Below are 17,563 nucleotides of genomic sequence, written 5' to 3'. Positions count from 1 at the left end.
CCTTCCTCCAACCAGGGCCCCCAGATGAACACGCGAGACACCAACAGCCTCACCGAAACCGCCACCGAAAAGAAGCTCATTCCCTACGGCGGCTACTTCACCAACAAGGTGCCGGGGCACGATCCCGAGTTGACCGAAGTGGGCCCAGGCACACCCACCGGCGAATACATGCGCCGTTTCTGGCACCCGGTGTGCATGGCCATGGAGCTGACCGACACGCCGCGCTTCCTGAAGATCCTGGGTGAAGAACTGGTGTGCTTTCGCGATGGCAGCGGCCGCATCGGCCTGCTGCACGCGCACTGTGTGCACCGCGGTGCCTCGCTGGAGTACGGAAAAATCGAGGAACACGGCATTTCCTGCTGCTACCACGGCATGCAGTTCGACGTGGACGGCACCTGCCTGCGAGTGCCCTTCCCTGAGGGCGAAGAAGAAGAGGGCGAGCGCTACCGCTGCTCGATCCGCCAGGGCGCCTACAAGGCTTTCGAGCGCAACGGCCTGATCTTTGCTTACATGGGCCCGCCCGAACAGGAGCCACCGTTCCCTGAGTGGGAAGGCAACTTCACCGTGGCCGAAACCGACGAGCTGGTGCCTTACAGCAACTTCCAGCACTGCAACTGGCTGCAGGTGCAGGACAACGCTGCCGACAACTTCCACACCATGGCTTTGCATGCCAAGCGCCAGGTCACTGGCGAAAAGTTCCAGGGCACCACGTTTGACGAAGTGGGCGCCGCTTCCATGGAAGTGCCGCCCGACATGCACTTCGTGCCCGTGCAGGGCGGCCGCAGCCTGGCCTGTTCCGGCGCGCGCCGCTCCGACGACGGCCACATGTACATCCGCGTGCAGCATCAGGTGCTGCCCAACCTCAGCCTGCACGCCTACACCTCGGAAGACGGGCACAAGAAGAAGCTCTTCGGCCGCTTCAACATCATCCGCTGGACCGTGCCGGTGGACGACCACCACAGCAAGATGCTGGGCTGGCGCGTGCTCGGCCCCGGCATCGACACCCGTGGCGTGGGCGACAAGAACCTGGTGGGATACGAGACCATGGACTTCCTGGAAGGCCAGGTGGCGCTGCGCCGGCCCCAGCGTTTCGGCCAGTACAAACTGGAAGACATGCCGCCGATCCCCAGCGACCACCGCGCCCGCGAACACTACAAGGACGCGCAGTACGCGCCCGGCGACTACGAAGCCATCATCAGCCAGCGGCCCATTGCGGTGCACGCGCTGGAAAACCCCACCAAGTTCGACGCCGGCGTTTTCATGTTCCGCAAGATGCTGCGCGACGCCGTGCGCGGCACCAACCCCAACGCCTCGCCGGAGAAGTTCGCCGAATGGCTGCGCGAAGAAGGCGCTGCGCCCAACAGCTACTGCTCGGGCAACGTGTTCGAGCTGCCGGTGGGCCGCACCAAGGAAGAAGAAGTGACGCTGCGCCGCCACTTGGCGCGCGAGGTGGTGAAGATCCTCAGTGCCGCCGAAACACTCAAAGGCGCCGAACGCGAAAGCTTTGTGCGCGAGCGCATGGAAGCCCTGCAAGCCGAGGTGCTTGAGCGGAGAGCCGCGTGACCGCCGCCTTGCCCCGAAGCGCGCTGACCCACGCGGGCGCCGATACCCTGAATCTGCGGGTGCAGTCCGTTCGCTACGAGGCAGAGTCCATCCACGCATTCGAACTGGTGGACCCGAATGGTGGGCGCCTGCCCGAGGTGACCGCGGGTTCGCACCTCGATGTGCACCTGGGCAGCGGGTTGATGCGCTCCTACTCGCTGGCGGGCGATCCGCTGGACCAGTCCCGCTGGACGCTGGGCGTGCTGCGCGAGGTCAAAGGCCAGGGCGGATCAAAGGCCATGCACGACCAGGTGAAGGTGGGCCAGATTCTCACCGTGGGCTTGCCGCGCAACGCTTTTCCTCTGGCGGCGAACGCCACCCACAGCGTGCTGCTGGCCGGCGGCATCGGCATCACGCCGCTCAAGGCCATGGCCCACACGCTCGCTGCGCAGGACGCATCGTTCGAACTGCACTACTGCGCCAAAACGCCCGAGCACGCTGCGTTCAAGGGAGCACTGAGGGCGCTGGTACCACCAGACCAACTGCATTTCCACCACGACCAGGGCGACCCGGCCAAAGGCCTGGACATCGCCGCGCTGCTCAAGCAGCCGGCCCCCGGCACGCACGTGTACTTCTGCGGCCCGCCCGGCTTCATGAAGGCCTGCACCGAGGCCACGGCGCACTGGTCCACCGGCACGGTGCACAGCGAACACTTCAAGGCGCCCGAGCCCAAGGTGTCGGACCTGCCCGCCGGATCGTTCCAGGTCAGCCTGGCGCGCACCGGCATCACCGTGCAGGTGGGGCCGGAACAGACCATCGTCCGGGCCATCGAGCTGGCGGGGCACCGGGTACCCACCTCGTGCCTGTCGGGCCTGTGTGGCGCATGCAAGACCGGCTACCTTGAAGGCGATGTGGAGCACAACGACTACATCCTCTCCGACGAAGAGAAAACCCACTGCATGACCGTGTGCGTCTCGCGCTCGCGCGGCCCTCTGCTGGTCCTGGACATCTGACACCACCCCATCCCCACGGAGCCCACCATGCTTGACCGAGTGAAAAACACCTCTCTTTACCAGCCCACCCAGCCGGGCCTGGTGTTCCCTGAAATCCCCGAATTTGACAACTTCGACGACCATCGCCTGCACCTCAAGCAGCGCCTTGTGGCCGCTTGCCGCGCGTTTGCGCTGGAAGGCTTTGACTACGGCTTCGCCGGCCACCTCACCATCCGCGACCCGGAGCACCCCGAGCTGTACTGGACCAACCCGATGTGCGTGCACTTCGCGCAGGTGAAGGTGTCCAACCTGATCCTGGCCGACCACAAGGGCCGTGTGGTGCAGGGCCGCCACGCCATCAACCGCGCCGGCTTCGTGCTGCACGCGGCGGTGCACGAGGCGCACCCCGACATCCTGGCCATGTGCCACGCCCACACGGTGTACGGCACCGCGTTTGCCGCGCTCGGGCGCCCGCTGGAACCCATTTCGCAGGACGCGGCCGCCTTCTTCGAGGACCACGTGGTCATCAAGGACGAAGCCGGCCAGGTGGCGGTGGAAGAAAAGGCCGGCATGGCGGTGTGCGACTGGTTCAAGGGCGTGAAGGCCGCCATCCACCAGAACCACGGCTTGCTCACCGCCAGCCGCCACAGCATCGAAGCCGCTGCTTTCTGGTTCATCGCGCTGGAGCGCTGCTGCCGCCAGCAGCTGCTGGTGGAAGCCAGCGGCCACAAGCCGGTGCTGGTCTCACCCGAACGCTCGCGCTACAGCCGCGAGCACGTGGGCTCCGAATACATCGGCTGGCTGCACTTCCAGCCCATCTACGACCATGTGGCGGCCACACAGCCCGACATGTTCGATTGAGTCGCCTGCCGGTGGTTCGATCTGGTAGCCTTCCTCCAGAAGGACGCACCCGGAGATCCCCATGAGCCTCACCCGAATCAACACCCGAACCGATTACGTCGACGAGGTCTACAAGACCTTGCTCGACGCCATCAGCGACGGCACCCTGACGCCAGGTTCCCGCATCAAGCAGGAAGACATCGCAGAACAGCTCAACGTGTCCCGCTCGCCGGTGCTGCAGGCACTGCGCCTGCTCAAGAAGGACGGGCTGCTGGTGGAAGCGCCGGGCCGGGGACTCATCGTGGTGCAACTCGACCCGGTGCGAATTGGGCACCTCTACCGCGTGCGCGGCGCGATGGACGCCCTGGCCGCTCGCCTGGCGGCCGAGCAGGGCGCGGTGCTGCACCGGTCACTGATCGATGACGGCCGGGCCGCTGCAGCCGGTACCGACGTGAAGGCCATGATCGACGCGGACATGGCGTTTCACCATGCCATCTACGAAGCCTCCGGCAACCCGCTCATCATCGAGAATTCGGCGCTGCACTGGATCCATTTTCGGCGCGTCATGGGGGCGGTGCTGCAGCAGCGGGGAGCGCGTGCGTCCATCTGGGATGAGCACGAAGCCATCATGAATGCCATACACCAGCGCGACGGCGCGCTGGCTGCGGCGCTGTCCGAGCGCCACGCCGAACTGGCGCGCCAGACGTTGATGCTGAGCATGGACGCAACCCAACAGCCGCCGCCGCGAATGGCGGCCTGAGCATCTGCTCCACGGCGTGACCGCGGACTCGTATCCGTCGCGGTGTCAGCGCCAGATGCGGCTGCGCAGGGTGCTGGCGGGGCTGCTTTTCCTGGGGAAGCTGGCACGCCGCTGGCCAGGCAGCCTTGAACGTGTCGGATTCAATACACCGAAAACCGACCTGTCCATTTGCGTTCGTAGTCCATCTTTTCGAAGTGCCCGGCCATGAAGTCGATGAAGGCGCGCACCTTGGCGCTCAGGTGCTTGCGGCTGGGGTAGGCCAGGTTGATGGTCAGGTGAGGCAGGTCCCAGTCGTCGAGCACCGGCACCAGTCTGCCAGCGACGACGTCGTCGTAGACGATGTAGCTGGGCTGTACCAGGATGCCCATGCCGTCCAGTGCGGCGGCGCGCACGATCTGGCCGTCGTTGGTTTCCAGCAGACCCTGCACGCTCACGCTGCGGTGTTCGTCGCCCCTGGTGAAGCGCAGTTCGTGTGGGTTGTTGGCGTGCACGTAGATCAGCAGCTTGTGGTTCTGGAGGTCGTCCAGCGTGCGGGGAAAGCCGTGGCGTGCCAGATAGCCGGGTGCAGCTGCCAGGATGCGTCGTGTTTCACCCAGACGGCGGATGGTGATGTTGCTGTCGGGTTCGTATTCACGGGTTCGGATCGCCACGTCGATGTTGTTGTCGATGATGTCCAGATAGCGATTGGCGGCCTCCACGTGCACCTTGACGTTGGGGTAGCGGTCGGTGAACGCGCGCAGCAGCGGCGCGATGTGGTGCATGGCAAAGCTCAGCGATGAGGTCACACGCAGCACACCGGTCGGATTGAATGCGGCGGCGTTCACAGTGGATTCGGCATCGCGCAGGTCACCCAGGATGGCCTTGGCGCGCTGGAAGAATTCCTGGCCGGTTTCGGTGAGGTACAGGCGGCGCGTATTGCGTTCCACCAGGCGCACCCCCAGGCGTTCCTCCAAAGCGGCCAGGTGCCGGCTGGCACTTGCATTGGAGAGGTTCAGCGCCTCGGCGGCGCGGCTCATGCTGCCGGTCTCGGCCACTTGCACGAACAGTTCGATTTCGGTCCAGCGGTCCATCGTTGTCTCTTTGTTTCACGTGCCGGAAAAGTCTTTTCAGCCCCCGGCATTCTCTTTCTGTGCCCTGCGACCTACATTGTGATCTCACCAGGCGGCCTGCGCCGCCTGCAGGAGACAAAGGTGCGCAACCTCGATCAGTACAACATCACGCAGGCGGTGATCGCCCGCCTGGCCCAGACACCGGACCCTCGCCTGAAGCAGGTGCTGACCAGCCTTGTGCAGCACTTGCACGCGTTCGCCCGCGAGGTCAAGCTCACCGAGGCCGAGTGGGCTTACGGCATCGACTTTCTCACCCGCGTGGGCCACACCTGCGACGATCAGCGCCAGGAATTCATTCTGCTGTCCGACACGCTGGGCCTGTCCATGCTCACCGTGGCCCTGAACAACGACAAGCCCAAAGGCTGCACCGAGGCCACGGTGTTCGGCCCGTTCCATGTGGAAGGTGCGCCGCATTTCGATCATGGGGCCGACGTGGCCAATGGCGCACCCGGCCAGCCCTGCACCGTGCGTGGCAGCGTGCGCGCGCTGGATGGCACGCCCGTGGTGGATGCGGTGATCGACGTGTGGCAGGCCGACGCCGAAGGCAAGTACGACGTACAGCGTGATGACCTGAAGCACGCGCAGGGCCGGGGTGTTCTGCGCAGCGGAGCAGATGGCCGCTTTCACTTCCAGAGTGTGGTGGCTGAGCCCTACCCGATTCCCGTCGACGGCCCGGTGGGTGAGATGCTGCGCGCCACCAGGCGCCATCCGTGGCGGCCGGCGCACCTGCATTTCCGCATCCAGGCCGAGGGCTTCCAGACGCTGGTAACCCATGTGTTTCGCAACGGCGATCCCTACCTCGATTCTGATGCTGTGTTCGGCGTGCGCCAGTCACTGGTGGCCGACTGGGTGCAGCAGCCGGACGGCGGTTTCAGCCTGGATTTCGATTTCGTCTTGAACCCTGTGCCCGCACAGACCCCACCCCTCACCCGATCGACCGAAGCCTCACCCGCGGCCTGACCTGGCCAACACAACAGGAGACAACACCATGATGAAGAAGCGCACTTTCGTGACCACCGCACTGGCCACGGCCCTGATGGCAGCAGGATTTCACTCTGCTGCCAACGCACAGCAAACGTTCAGGTTGACCGTTGCTTCCAGCCACCCGGCCACCTTGCCCTGGGTGGGACTGATGAGCACCCTGTTCATCCCTGAAGTCACCAAACGCGTGGAGGCGCTGAACAAGGGCTACAAAATCGAGTGGAGAGAGGCTTATGGCGGCCAGCTCTACAAGATGAACGCCACGCTCACCAGCGTGGGGTCGGGCATTGCCGACATCGGCTGGGTGTTCGCCAACCTGGAGTCCGCCAAGATGCCGCTCACCCAGTTCGCCACCGTGACGCCATTTGCCACCGGCGACCTGCGCACCATTCTTGAAGTGGCCAATGAAATGAACGAAAAGGTGCCCGCGCTCAAGGCCGAGTGGGACCGCAACAACGTGGTGTTCCTGGGTGCCAGTGGCGTGGACACCTACCATTTGTTCACCAAGACGCCGATCACCACCTACGCCGACCTGGCTGGCAAAAAGATTTCTGCCCCCGGTGCGGTGGGCACCTGGTTGCGCGGCTCGGGTGCGGTACCGGTGGACGGCTCGCTCACCAGCTATTACACCGACATCCAGACCGGTGTGAGTGAGGGCACGATCTCGATCGCCACCGGCATCCTGCCCAACAAGATCTACGAGGTGGCGCCCTATGTGACCACAGTGGACATCGGTGCGCTGTACAACGGTGGCATGGCCATGAACAAGGACAGCTTTGGCGCGCTGCCGCCCGACGTGCAGAAGATCGTCAAGGAGGTGGGGCTGATGTATTCCAAGACCCTGGGCGACACGCTCATGCAGCGCTACGAAGCCGCCCTGCAGTCGATCCAGACGCAGGGCGCGAACCAGAGCGTGCCGGTGAAGGTGGCCCCCATGGCACCTGGCGAGCGCGAAAAATGGGCCAGCACCATGCCCGACATTGCCGCCGACTGGGCACGCACCAATGCGGCACGGGGACCGGCCGCCCAGATCGTGAAGACCTACATGGAAGAACTGCGCAAGCGTGGTGCGAAGCCGCTGCGCGACTGGGACAAAGCGTTGTAACCCCCCGCGCCGCCTGCGGCGTCACCCCCCTAAAGGGGGGCGTCACCAGCGGCCCGGCAAAGCCGGTTCCGCGGTGACCCTGGAGTTTGCGGGCCTGTTCGCCTGCGCATCAAGTTTCCTGCAGACCCTCGCTGTTTGATTTTTGCTTTTCCTGGGCCTTGCCTTATGAGTTACGAAGCCAATACCAATCTCGATGAGGGGCCGCCGCCGACGACGCCGAGCAGCCCGTTCGGGCACCTGGTGGACGGTCTCAACGGGGCAGGGTCGCTGGTGATTGCGGCGGTGATGCTGCTGATGTGCGCCGACGTGTTCATGCGCAACGCCTTCAACCAGCCCATCGACGGCGTGGCCGAGATGGTCGCGGCTTCCATCATCATCATCGTGTTCCTGCAACTGCCCAGCACGCTGCGCCACGGGCGCATGAGCCGGGCGGACCTGTTCCTGGACCCGTTCCTGCTCAGCCACCCGCGCACCGCGTTGCGGCTGCGGGCACTGTTCTCGATGGTCGGCATCTTCGCCTGCGGTCTCATCGCCTACGCCACCTGGCCGATCGCCGTGCGGTCGTGGACGAACAGTGAATTTCTGGGCATTGAAGGCGTGTTCACCTTCCCCACCTGGCCGATGCGCTTCGTGGTCGTTCTGGGTGCCGGACTGGCAGCGCTCCAGTACGCGCTGCTGGCCTGGCACGACCTGCGCAGCAGCGCACAGGCGCCGGCGAGGGGAGCGTCCCGATGAGCGATCTCACGCTGGGCTTCATGGCCATCGGTGCCATGCTGGTTCTCATCATCCTGGGCATGCACATCGGCATCGCGCTGATCGTCACGTCCTTCGCGGCGGTCTGGGTCATCCGTTCCCCGGAAATCGCCGCCCGCTTCGTGGGTGCGGCGGCCAACGACGCGATCCGCGACTACCTGTTTGGCGTGGTACCGCTGTTCGTGCTGATGGGCATGTTCGTCAGTGTGTCGGGGGTCGGGCGAGACACGTTCGATGTGTTCCAGTGGCTGCTGCGCCGCTTGCGCGGCGGGCTGGGTCTGGCCACCGTGGGCGCGAACGCGGTGTTCGCCGCCATCACCGGCATCTCCATCGCGTCGGCTTCGGTATTCACCAAGGTGGCCGTTCCCGAGATGATCCGCCATGGCTACACGCCGCGCTTCTCGGTGGGTGTGGTGGCGGGATCATCGGTGCTGGGCATGCTGATTCCGCCCTCGCTGCTGATGATCATCTACGGCGTGATCGCGGAAGAGTCCATCGGCCGCATGTTCCTCGCCGGCATCATTCCCGGCATCATGCTTGCGGCCATGTTCGCCACGCTGATCCTGGTGTTCGCGTACGTGTTCCCGAGCAAGATCTTCCAGGGCGGGGTGCAGAAGGCCGATGCCGACGTGGAGACCGAAACCCTGGCCACCGCGGCGGTGAAGTTCGTGCCCATCCTGCTGCTGGTGGTGCTGGTGCTTGGGGGGTTGTACAGCGGCTTCTTCACGCCCACCGAGGCCGGGGCCGTGGGTGCAGCGGGTGCTTTCCTGATCGCCATCATTCGCCGGCGCCTCACCTGGCGCAAACTGTGGAGCGTGCTGACCGAGACCGGCTATGTGTCGGTGGCGGTGCTGTTCCTGATTGCGGCGGCTTCGCTTTACAGTCGCATGCTGGCCATGACCGGCATGCCTGCGGCCATCACCGAGAGCATCACCCAGATGGGCCTGGGTCCGTGGGCGTTCCTGTTCGCCTACATCGTGATCGTGGTGCTGCTGGGCTGCATCATCGATTCGGTGTCCATCATGCTGATCATGCTGCCGATCGTGCTGCCGATCGCCGCAGCCTTCAACATGGACCTGATCTGGTTCGGCGTGCTCACCGTGCTGGCGGTGGAGATCGGCCTGCTCACGCCGCCATTCGGGGTGTCGGTCTACACGGTGAAGAGCGCGCTCAACAACCCTTCCATCACCATCCGCGACATCTTCGCCGGCACCTTCCCCTTCGTGATGGTGATGGTGCTGGCCCTGTTCATCCTGGCGGTGTTTCCCGGCTTGTCCACCTGGCTGGCCCGCATGTGATGCACAGGAAATTCCTGCACAACCCTCACCGATGCTGAAACCATGATCTACGTTTTTCACCTGCTCGACAAACCCGATGGCCAGGCGTTGCGCCAGCGCATGCGCCCGGAGCACAAGGCCTATCTGGGCGCTGTGGCCGATCGCATCGCCTTCGCCGGACCGCTGCTGTCGGACGACGGCGCCACCATGGTGGGCAGCGTGCTCGCGATCGACTTCGATAGCCGCGAAGCCGCCCTGCAATGGCAGGCTGGCGAACCCTTCACCCGGGCCGGCCTGTACGCCAGCGTGCAGGTGCATGCCTTCCAGAACCTCTGGCCCCAGAAGGCCGGTTTCCCTCCCGCCGCCTGAGTGACCCCATGATCAAACACATCGTGATGTGGAACGTTCTGGGCATTGATGCGGCAGAGCGGCAACGCAATGCCTTGTGCATCAAGGCCGCCTTTGAAGGCATTCGCTACCGCATCCCCGGTCTGCTCAAGCTCGAGATCGGTATCGACCAGAGCCATGTCGACTACGCGTGCGACGTGGTGCTGTACTCCGAATTCGAATCGCTGCAGGCACTGGCCGAATACGCCATTCACCCCGAACACACCCGTGTGAGGCAGGCGCTGGAAGGCCTGCGCATCACCCGGCACCAAGTTGACTACATCCCCTGAAAGGCCCTTTCAATGAATCCCATCGACACCGCAGCTCTCGACACCCTGTTCCTGAAGGCGCGCACCGCTAATGGCTTCACCGACAAGCCAGTGGCGCCCGAGCTGCTGCAACGCGTGTACGAACTGGCCGCGCTGGCCCCCACCTCCATGAACACTCAGCCCACCCGCTATGTGTTCCTGAACTCTCAGCCCGCCCGCGAGCGCCTGCTGCCGGCGATGATGCCGGGCAATCTGGACAAGACGCGCACAGCGCCGGTCACCGTGATCGTGGCCACCGACACCAGGTTTTTTGAATTCATGCCCAAGGTGTGGCATCGCGAAGGCGCGAAGGAAAACTTCGAGGCCAACCCCGCGCTGGCCAGCGCCACCGCCACCCGCAACGGCACGCTGGGCGGTGCCTATTTCATTTTGGCGGTGCGCGCCGTGGGCCTGGACTGTGGCCCCATGAGCGGTTTCGACTTGGCCAAGGTGGACGCCGAATTTTTCCCCGATGGCCGCTGGAAAACCAACTTTCTGATCAACCTGGGTTACGGCGACGACAGCCTGCTGTTCGATCGCAATCCGCGCTTGTCATTTGAAGAGGCTTGTCAGGTGATCTGACCCGCTCAACCTGCGTGTCCGGCGGCGGCCCGGCGGATCAGGGAAGCCATGTGCTTCACCATCGGTGACCGGTTGCCCCCCTTTTTCCACAGCAGACCCGGCGTGCGGATGGGCGTGGGGTCTTCGATGGGAATCGCGCGCAGGTCTGCGGCTGGCGACACCGCTGTCTCCGCGATGATGCCGGCCAGGTCGGTCTGGCGGATGAGTTCGATCATCGGGGCGATGGAGTTGAGCTCGGCGATCACCAGCGGTTGCGCGCCAGCGGCCTCGAAGCAGTCGTCCAGCAGCAGCCGGGTGGAAAACTGACGCGGCAGCAACACCATGCGACAGTTGTGCAGCTCGATCATGCGCACCCGTCGCCGTTTGGCCAGCGGATGGCGGTCGGACACCACCAGCTTCAACTCTTCGTTGTAGAGCGGCTCGAACCACAGTTCCGAGCGGTCTTCTGGACGGTACGACACCCCCAGCTCCAGGTGCCCGCTGACCAGGCGCTTGGCGATCAGGCTGGCCGACAGCTCTTCCACGCTGACCCGAATGCCCGGGTGGTGGCTCAGGAACGACGAGACGCACAGGGGCACCAGCCGGGTATTGAAACTGTGCGTGGCGGCGATGCGGATTTCGCCCGACAACGTTTCTGCCGGGTGGCTCATCGCCTGCAGGCCGCGGTCGATCTGCTGCAACGCGGGCATGAGATGGCTGCGCAACATCTCACCCGCCTCGGTCAACGCCACCTTCTTGTGACTGCGGTCGAAAAGCACCAGACCCAGTTCTTCTTCCAGTTGCCGGATCTGGTGCGAAAGGGTCGATTGCGTGACGTGCAGACGCTCCGCCGCGCGGGTGAAATTCTGGGTTTCGGCGATGGCGTCGAAGTAGCGAAGATGCCGCAGTTCCAAGGGGAAACCCTTAATTCATGTATTGATGGCATCGATCATAGCTGTTGAAAATCATCACTTCCATCGCCGCTTGTCAGTGCCTAGACTGGCACCAGTTTCAAACAAGACGCCGGAGACAAAACCATGGCTCAACTCGAAGCCGAAGACATCACCCAGGCCGTGCTCGACCGCATGGCCGATTGCCAGGACCCGCGCTTCAAACGGGTCATGGGTGCGTTGGTGAAGCACGCCCACGCTTTCGTTCGTGAGGTGGAGCTGACCGAGGAAGAATGGATCAACGCGATCATGTTCCTCACCGCCACCGGCCAGAAGTGCGACGACAAGCGCCAGGAGTTCATCTTGCTCTCCGACACCCTGGGCATTTCGATGCTGGTGGTGGCACTGAACCAGCTCAAGGCCGCCAAGGCGTTTGAGCACAGCGGCAGCACCGGCAAGCCCACCGAAGCCACGGTGCAGGGGCCGTTCTATTGGGAAGGCGCACCGGCACTGCCCTTGGGTGCGGACATTGGCGAGAACATGCCAGGCGAGCCGGCCTATTACCACGGCCGCGTGACCGATACCGAAGGCAAGCCGATTGCCAACTGCTGCATGGACGTGTGGTCTGGCGATGGTGAAGGCGTCTACGACATGCAGATGGGTGACGATGCGGGCATGCGTCTGCGCGCACGCTTTCACACCGACGCCGAAGGCCGCTACCGCTTCTGGTCGATCAAGCCCAGCTTCTATCCGGTGCCCGATGACGGCCCGGTGGGGCAGATGCTCACCCGCATGGGCCGCCACCCGAACCGGCCGGGTCATATCCACATGAAGGTGTACGCGCCCGGTCATCAGACCGTGACCACCCACCTGTTCGTGGCCGACAGCCCGTACCTCGATTCCGACGCCGTCTTTGGCGTGCGCAACAGCCTGATCGTGCCGTTCACGGCCCATGCCCCGGGCACCGCGCCCGACGGTCGAGTCATGGACAAGCCGTACCACAGCGCCACCTACGACTTCCAGCTCGTGAAGAGCTGACCGGCCCAGTCGGTCCGACTGTCCCATTACCCACCGGAGATTCCTTTGAAGATCGGCAAGGCCACCGTGCCGCATTCCGCCATTTGTGCTTCCAACGCCGACGCCATCGTGGTGCGCGGCCAGGACCTGTGCCAGGACCTGATCGGCCAGGTCAACTTCGCCGACTACTTCTACCTGCTGCTCACCGGGAAGAAGCCCGATGCACCGGCCAGCGCGGTGCTCAACGCCACCCTGGTGGCGATTGCCGAGCACGGCCTGGTGCCCAGCGTGCAGGCCGCGCGCATGACGCTGGCCGCCGCGCCCGATGCGTTGCAGGGCGCCGTGGCCGCCGGCATCCTGGGCTGCGGCTCGGTCATTCTGGGTGCTTCGGAAACCGCGGGCCGCCTGTTTGATGAGATCGACCGCGCCGCACCGGCCCACGGTGACGACCTGCAGGCGGCTGCTCGTGCGGTGGTGGGGGAATGGCGGGCACGCAAGCAGGCGGTGCCCGGCTACGGCCACCCGCTGCACAAGGAGCGCGATCCGCGTGTCGACGCGCTGTTTGCGGTGTCGAAGAAGGCCGGCGGTGGTCAACGCTTCGTTCAGATCGCCGAAGCGGTGGAAGCGGTGCTGCCCGAAGTGATTGGCAAGCCGCTCAAGCTCAACGTGTCGGCCGCCATCCCTGCCGTGCTGCTGGGCGTTGGCTTTCCACTGAATGCGCTCAAGGGCGTGCCCATGCTGGCGCGTTGTGCGGGTCTCATCGCCCACATGAGCGAAGAACTGGAAGCGCCCATCGGCTTCGCGCTGTCGTACCAGGCCACGCTGGAGCAGCGCTACACCGGGCACGTGCCCGACGGCTTCGTGCCCGACCAGAAGATATGAAACAGCCCCCGCGCCGCTTCGCCTGCCTTGCAGGCCGCAGCCTTGCCAGAGGCGAAGCTTCTTCGGGCTGTCCAAGCCTGCGCAGGCAGGCTCGGAGCCGCGGCCCTCAGCCCCCCTCTCTCGCCTTCGGCGGGAGGTGGACAACACCTGCGGCCTGGCATAGCCAGTTCCGCGGTGTTCCTGGACAAAGCCCCCTGCAGCAACTTGATTCCCGCCTTTGCGCGGTGGAGCATTGATATGACCCAGGTACTCAAAGGCCTCCGCGTTGTCGAACACGGCACCTTCATCACCGGGCCCGCCGCGTCCATGATGCTGGCCGACATGGGTGCCGAGGTGGTGAAGGTGGAATTGCCCGGTAGTGGCGATCCTTTCCGCGCATTCAAAGGCGGCCTCTACAGCCCGCACTACCAGACCTACAACCGCAACAAGCACAGCGTGGCGCTGGACACACGCAAACCGGAAGACCGCGAAACCTTCGACAGGTTGATCGAAGGCGCCGACGTCTATATCCAGAACTTCCGCCCCGGCTTTGCCGACCAGATCCACGCGGGCGAAGATCGCTTGCGCGCCCTCAACCCGCGCCTGGTCTACTGTGCCATCAGCGGCTTCGGCCAGGACGGCCCCGCCGCTGCGCGCCCCAGTTACGACACCGTGGCCCAGGCCGCCAGCGGCTATCTGCGCTTGCTGGTGAACCCCGCCAACCCGCGCGTGGTGGGCCCGGCGATCGCCGATGCCATGACCGGCTATTACGCCGCCTTCGGCATTCTGGGTGCCTTGTTCGAACGGCAGGTCAGCGGACAGGGGCGCCGCGTTGACGTGTCCATGTTCGAGGCCATGGCGCACTTCAACCTGGACGCCTTCACCCACCTGTTTTCGGTGGGCGAGGTGATGGGCCCTTACAGCCGACCCAGTGTGTCGCAGAGCTACGTGCTCGAATGCGCCTGCGGAGGCTGGATTGCGCTGCACATGTCGTCACCGGAAAAATTCTGGCAGGGCCTGGCCGTGGCCATGGAACGACCCGACATCTTTGACGACGAACGCTTCCGCGACCGCAGCGCACGCATCGAAAACCAGGATGCGCTCATCGACGTGCTCGGTGGCATCTTCAAGCAACGCCCGCGCACCGAGTGGTGTGATCGGCTGGTGGCGCAGGACGTGCCCCACGCGCCCATGTACCGCACCGACGAAGTGCCCGATGACGCCCAGGCGCGGCACCTGCAGCTGTTCGTGGACACCCACCACCCGGTGATGGGCGCTTCGCGCACGGTGCGCTCACCCATCAGTTTTGACGGCCAGCGAACCCTCGACGTCGCACCGCCTCCCACGCTGGGCGAACACAACGCCCTCTACGCCAACGGCTGGCCACAGCGCCAGGCCGAACCCACTGAACACCACAAGGAGACTGTATGACCGACACCACCCCCCGCCACCCCAACCGCCGCGACGCCATGATGGTGCTGGCCGCCACCGCCAGCGCGCTGGGCCTGCCCACCGCACACGCCCAGACCTTTCCCGACAAGCCGGTGCGCCTGATCGTGCCCTTCGGTGCCGGCACCACCACCGACATCATCTCGCGCGTGGTCGGCGAAGCGATGGGCCGCGAACTCGGTCAGCCGCTGATCGTGGACAACCGCGCCGGCGCCGGTGGCACCACGGGTTCTGCGCTGGTGGCACGCGGCCAGGCCGATGGCTACCAGCTCATCATGGGCACGGTGGGCACGCACGCGATCAACGCCACGCTGTTCCGCAACCTGAGCTACGACCCGTTGAAGGACTTTGCACCGATCGCGCTGGTGGGCTACACCCCCACCTTCCTGGTGACCTCGTCCGATGGCCCCATCAAGACCCTGGCTGACCTGAAGGCGCGGGCCGCGCAGGGGCAGGGCGCTTCGTTCGCGTCGGCCGGCAACGGCACCTCGGGCCACCTCGCTGGTGAACTGCTCAAGGCGCGCCTGGGTGGCCAGATGCTGCATGTGCCCTACAAGGAAGGTGGCATGGCCATGAGCGACGTGATCGCCGGCCGCGCCGACTTCATGTTCTACCACCCGGCCGCCGTGCTGCCGCACATGCAGGCGGGCCGCCTGCGTGCGCTCGGCGTGTCCAGCGCACAGCGCAGCGCCGCTGCGCGCGAGGTGCCCAGTGTGGCCGAACAGGTGGGTGCCGAATTCGACCTCGTGGCCTGGTTCATGCTTTACGCACCGGCCGCCACGCCCGCTCCCGTGCTGGCGCGTCTGCGTGACTCGGCGGCCAAGACACTGGCCAGCAGCGAAGTCGCCGGCAAGTTGCTGGCCCAGGGTGTCGAGCAACGCCCGCTGGGCGCCGAGGCCATGACCGCCTTCGGTCGCGCTGAAGTCGACAAATGGGCCGTGCTGGTGCGCCAGTCCGGCGCACAGGTGGACTGAAGCCGAATTTCTGAACCATTCTTCAACCGTTTCCCCTAAGCCCGGTGGCGCAGACCACCAAAAAATCCATCTACAACAGGAGACAAGCATGAAACGTTCGACCTTCGTCCGGCTGGCGGCCACGGCCGCCTTCGCAGCCACCGTGCCCCTGGGCGCTGCGGCGCAGCAGGTGATCAACCTCACTGTGGCTTCGAGCCACCCCACCACCATCCCGTGGGTGGGCTTCATTCCGCAGGTGTTCATGCCCGAGGTGGACAAGCGCCTGGCCGCCGGCGGCAAGTACAAGATCCAGTGGCGAGAGGCCTTTGGCGGCCAGCTCTACAAGGCCAACGCCACGCTCACTTCGGTGGAGCAGGGCATCACAGACATCGGCTGGGTGTTCAGCTACCTGGAGCCGGCAAAGATGCCGATCAGCCAGCTCAGCGTGCACACCCCGTTCGTTACCAGCGACTCGCGCATCGTGCTGGGCGCTATGAACGAGCTGATCGACAAGAACCCGGCGTTCCGCAACGAGTGGGACAAATACAACCTGGTGTTCCTGGGTGCCACAGGGTCGGACACCTATGACCTCTACACCAAGTTTCCGGTGAAATCGATCGACGACCTCAAGGGCAAGAAGATCTCGGCACCGGGCATTCTGGGTCTGTGGCTGCGCGGCGTGGGCGCCACGCCGGTGGATGGCGCGCTCACCACCTTCTACACCGACATCCAGACCGGTGTGTCCGAGGGTGTGGTTTCGCTGGCCACCGGCATCCTGCCGACCAAGATCTACGAGGTGGCGCCCTACATCACCAAGGTGAACATGGGCGTGGTGTTCTCTGGCGGCCTGGCCATCAACAAGGACAGCTGGGCCAAGCTGCCACCCGAGGTGCAGACCGCCATGCGCGAAGCCGGCGCCGAATACTCGCGCCGCCACGGGGAAGACCTGGTGCAGCGTCACCAGACCGCCATGGATCGCATGGTCGAAGTGGGCAAGACCCAGAACCCGCCCGTGACCGTGACACCGATGTCGGAAGCCGACCGTCGCAAGTGGATCGACTCGCTGCCCCCGCTGTCGCAGGAATGGGTGAAGAACAATGAGGCCCGAGGTGTGCCGGCGAAGTCTTTGCTGAGCCAGTACATCACCGCCGTGAAAGCGCGCGGTGCACAGCCTGAGCGTGACTGGGAGCGCTGATCGTTTTCTCGCCTCTCACCGAGCCCGCAACCCCGCAGTGCCTCCCCGGCCCTGCGGGGTTTTTCATGGTGACAGGCCCATGCATTCAGGGATCCTCGGAAAAATTCGCAATTGTCCAGCGTGAACTTGCCCACACTGCCTGTGTCTGAAGCTGTGGAAAAGTCCTTGCACAACTCTCGCAGGCCCCGGTTTTTCAGGCGCGCCAGGGTCTGCTGAAAAAACAGGCGGCCAGACAGGATGAAACACCTTGTCACAAAATGGCCGTCTTGGCGTATGCTTGTCCGCTGTCTTCACTTGCGATGGAGTTCTGCATGTTCAAGTCTTCCTTGACGGTGTGTTCCATGCTGATGGTCTTGTCCACCCAGGTCTTTGCGCAGGGCGCGACGTGCACGGCCGCTGCGGCTGAAAAGAAGCTGGCGGGTGCTGCCAAAACCTCTTTTCTCACCAAGTGCGAGCGCGATGCCACCACAGCGTGCGAGACCACCGCGACCGAGCGCAAGCTGTACGGCGCTGCCAAGACCAGCTTCACCCGCAAGTGCGTGAAAGACGCCGTGGGCGAAGCTGCCGGAAGCTGAGCACCCGC

Annotated in this window: 19 protein-coding genes; 17 read left to right on the top strand and 2 right to left on the bottom strand. The window is 64.6% G+C overall.

Translation table 11 applies throughout. From position 1 onward, the window contains the following. Positions 1 to 24: 24 nt before the first annotated feature. Genes Q7V46_RS14500 through Q7V46_RS14485 form a run of 4 tightly spaced genes read left to right on the top strand, consistent with a single transcriptional unit; the run spans position 25 to position 4,134 of the window. A complete protein-coding gene (locus Q7V46_RS14500; RefSeq protein ID WP_304914263.1) occupies positions 25 to 1,563 on the top strand; it encodes a Rieske 2Fe-2S domain-containing protein in 1,539 nt (512 codons plus the stop codon). Beyond that, entirely contained in the window at positions 1,560 to 2,555 is a 996-nt protein-coding gene (locus Q7V46_RS14495) for a PDR/VanB family oxidoreductase (RefSeq protein WP_304914262.1), read from the top strand. Before Q7V46_RS14500 ends, Q7V46_RS14495 begins: the two co-directional genes overlap by 4 nt. A gap of 27 nt (positions 2,556 to 2,582) precedes the next feature. Continuing rightward, positions 2,583 to 3,395, top strand: a complete 813-nt coding sequence (locus tag Q7V46_RS14490) for a class II aldolase/adducin family protein (protein WP_304914261.1) — start codon at positions 2,583 to 2,585, stop codon at positions 3,393 to 3,395. Between the two features lie 55 nt (positions 3,396 to 3,450). Further along, positions 3,451 to 4,134, top strand: a complete 684-nt coding sequence (locus tag Q7V46_RS14485; RefSeq protein WP_370690352.1) for a GntR family transcriptional regulator — start codon at positions 3,451 to 3,453, stop codon at positions 4,132 to 4,134. A 140-nt stretch (positions 4,135 to 4,274) separates the two neighbouring features. Here the strand turns inward: Q7V46_RS14485 and Q7V46_RS14480 are convergent, their stop codons facing one another. Beyond that, entirely contained in the window at positions 4,275 to 5,204 is a 930-nt protein-coding gene (locus tag Q7V46_RS14480) for a LysR family transcriptional regulator (RefSeq protein ID WP_304914259.1), read from the bottom strand. Positions 5,205 to 5,324: 120 nt separating this feature from the next. Between Q7V46_RS14480 and Q7V46_RS14475 the strand changes: the two genes are divergently transcribed. The 7 genes from Q7V46_RS14475 (at position 5,325) to Q7V46_RS14445 (ending at position 10,636) form a co-directional block, all read left to right on the top strand. Continuing rightward, positions 5,325 to 6,203, top strand: a complete 879-nt coding sequence (locus Q7V46_RS14475) for an intradiol ring-cleavage dioxygenase (RefSeq protein WP_304914258.1) — start codon at positions 5,325 to 5,327, stop codon at positions 6,201 to 6,203. A gap of 28 nt (positions 6,204 to 6,231) precedes the next feature. Beyond that, positions 6,232 to 7,329, top strand: a complete 1,098-nt coding sequence (locus Q7V46_RS14470) for a C4-dicarboxylate TRAP transporter substrate-binding protein (RefSeq protein WP_304914257.1) — start codon at positions 6,232 to 6,234, stop codon at positions 7,327 to 7,329. A 165-nt stretch (positions 7,330 to 7,494) separates the two neighbouring features. Then, positions 7,495 to 8,064, top strand: coding sequence for a TRAP transporter small permease subunit (locus tag Q7V46_RS14465; RefSeq protein ID WP_304914256.1), 570 nt, complete (start codon positions 7,495 to 7,497; stop codon positions 8,062 to 8,064). Next, on the top strand, positions 8,061 to 9,380 hold the full coding sequence (locus Q7V46_RS14460; RefSeq protein ID WP_304914255.1) for a TRAP transporter large permease: 1,320 nt from the start codon (positions 8,061 to 8,063) through the stop codon (positions 9,378 to 9,380). Before Q7V46_RS14465 ends, Q7V46_RS14460 begins: the two co-directional genes overlap by 4 nt. 42 nt (positions 9,381 to 9,422) lie before the next feature. Then, a complete protein-coding gene (locus Q7V46_RS14455; RefSeq protein WP_304914254.1) occupies positions 9,423 to 9,728 on the top strand; it encodes a YciI family protein in 306 nt (101 codons plus the stop codon). 8 nt (positions 9,729 to 9,736) lie between these two features. Next, positions 9,737 to 10,036 (top strand): Dabb family protein, encoded by a 300-nt coding sequence (locus Q7V46_RS14450; protein ID WP_304914253.1) that lies wholly within the window; start codon positions 9,737 to 9,739, stop codon positions 10,034 to 10,036. Between the two features lie 12 nt (positions 10,037 to 10,048). Then, positions 10,049 to 10,636 carry a malonic semialdehyde reductase gene (locus tag Q7V46_RS14445; RefSeq protein ID WP_304914252.1) on the top strand — a complete coding sequence of 196 codons (588 nt, stop codon included), beginning with the start codon at positions 10,049 to 10,051 and terminating at the stop codon, positions 10,634 to 10,636. 5 nt (positions 10,637 to 10,641) lie between these two features. Here the strand turns inward: Q7V46_RS14445 and Q7V46_RS14440 are convergent, their stop codons facing one another. Beyond that, positions 10,642 to 11,529, bottom strand: coding sequence for a LysR substrate-binding domain-containing protein (locus Q7V46_RS14440; RefSeq protein ID WP_304914251.1), 888 nt, complete (start codon positions 11,527 to 11,529; stop codon positions 10,642 to 10,644). 123 nt (positions 11,530 to 11,652) lie between these two features. Between Q7V46_RS14440 and Q7V46_RS14435 the strand changes: the two genes are divergently transcribed. The 6 genes from Q7V46_RS14435 (at position 11,653) to Q7V46_RS14410 (ending at position 17,555) form a co-directional block, all read left to right on the top strand. Beyond that, positions 11,653 to 12,543, top strand: a complete 891-nt coding sequence (locus Q7V46_RS14435; protein ID WP_304914250.1) for a dioxygenase — start codon at positions 11,653 to 11,655, stop codon at positions 12,541 to 12,543. A 45-nt stretch (positions 12,544 to 12,588) separates the two neighbouring features. Continuing rightward, positions 12,589 to 13,404 (top strand): citryl-CoA lyase, encoded by an 816-nt coding sequence (locus Q7V46_RS14430; RefSeq protein ID WP_304914249.1) that lies wholly within the window; start codon positions 12,589 to 12,591, stop codon positions 13,402 to 13,404. A 237-nt stretch (positions 13,405 to 13,641) separates the two neighbouring features. Continuing rightward, a complete protein-coding gene (locus Q7V46_RS14425) occupies positions 13,642 to 14,814 on the top strand; it encodes a CaiB/BaiF CoA-transferase family protein (protein ID WP_304914248.1) in 1,173 nt (390 codons plus the stop codon). Continuing rightward, positions 14,811 to 15,806: a tripartite tricarboxylate transporter substrate binding protein gene (locus tag Q7V46_RS14420; RefSeq protein ID WP_304914247.1), complete on the top strand. Its 996-nt coding sequence runs from the start codon at positions 14,811 to 14,813 to the stop codon at positions 15,804 to 15,806. The genes Q7V46_RS14425 and Q7V46_RS14420 overlap by 4 nt, the downstream gene beginning before the upstream one ends. Positions 15,807 to 15,894: 88 nt before the next feature. Continuing rightward, entirely contained in the window at positions 15,895 to 16,980 is a 1,086-nt protein-coding gene (locus Q7V46_RS14415; protein ID WP_304914246.1) for a C4-dicarboxylate TRAP transporter substrate-binding protein, read from the top strand. A 311-nt stretch (positions 16,981 to 17,291) separates the two neighbouring features. Continuing rightward, the gene (locus tag Q7V46_RS14410; protein WP_304914245.1) at positions 17,292 to 17,555 is read left to right on the top strand and encodes a hypothetical protein; all 264 of its coding nucleotides are present in this window, start codon (positions 17,292 to 17,294) and stop codon (positions 17,553 to 17,555) included. The last annotated feature ends 8 nt before the right edge of the window (positions 17,556 to 17,563 follow it).

This window comes from Hydrogenophaga sp. (assembly GCF_030651625.1).
Taxonomy (GTDB): domain Bacteria; phylum Pseudomonadota; class Gammaproteobacteria; order Burkholderiales; family Burkholderiaceae_C; genus Hydrogenophaga.
Note: the sequence above shows the minus strand (reverse complement) of the source record. Positions and strands in the feature narration are given on the sequence as shown.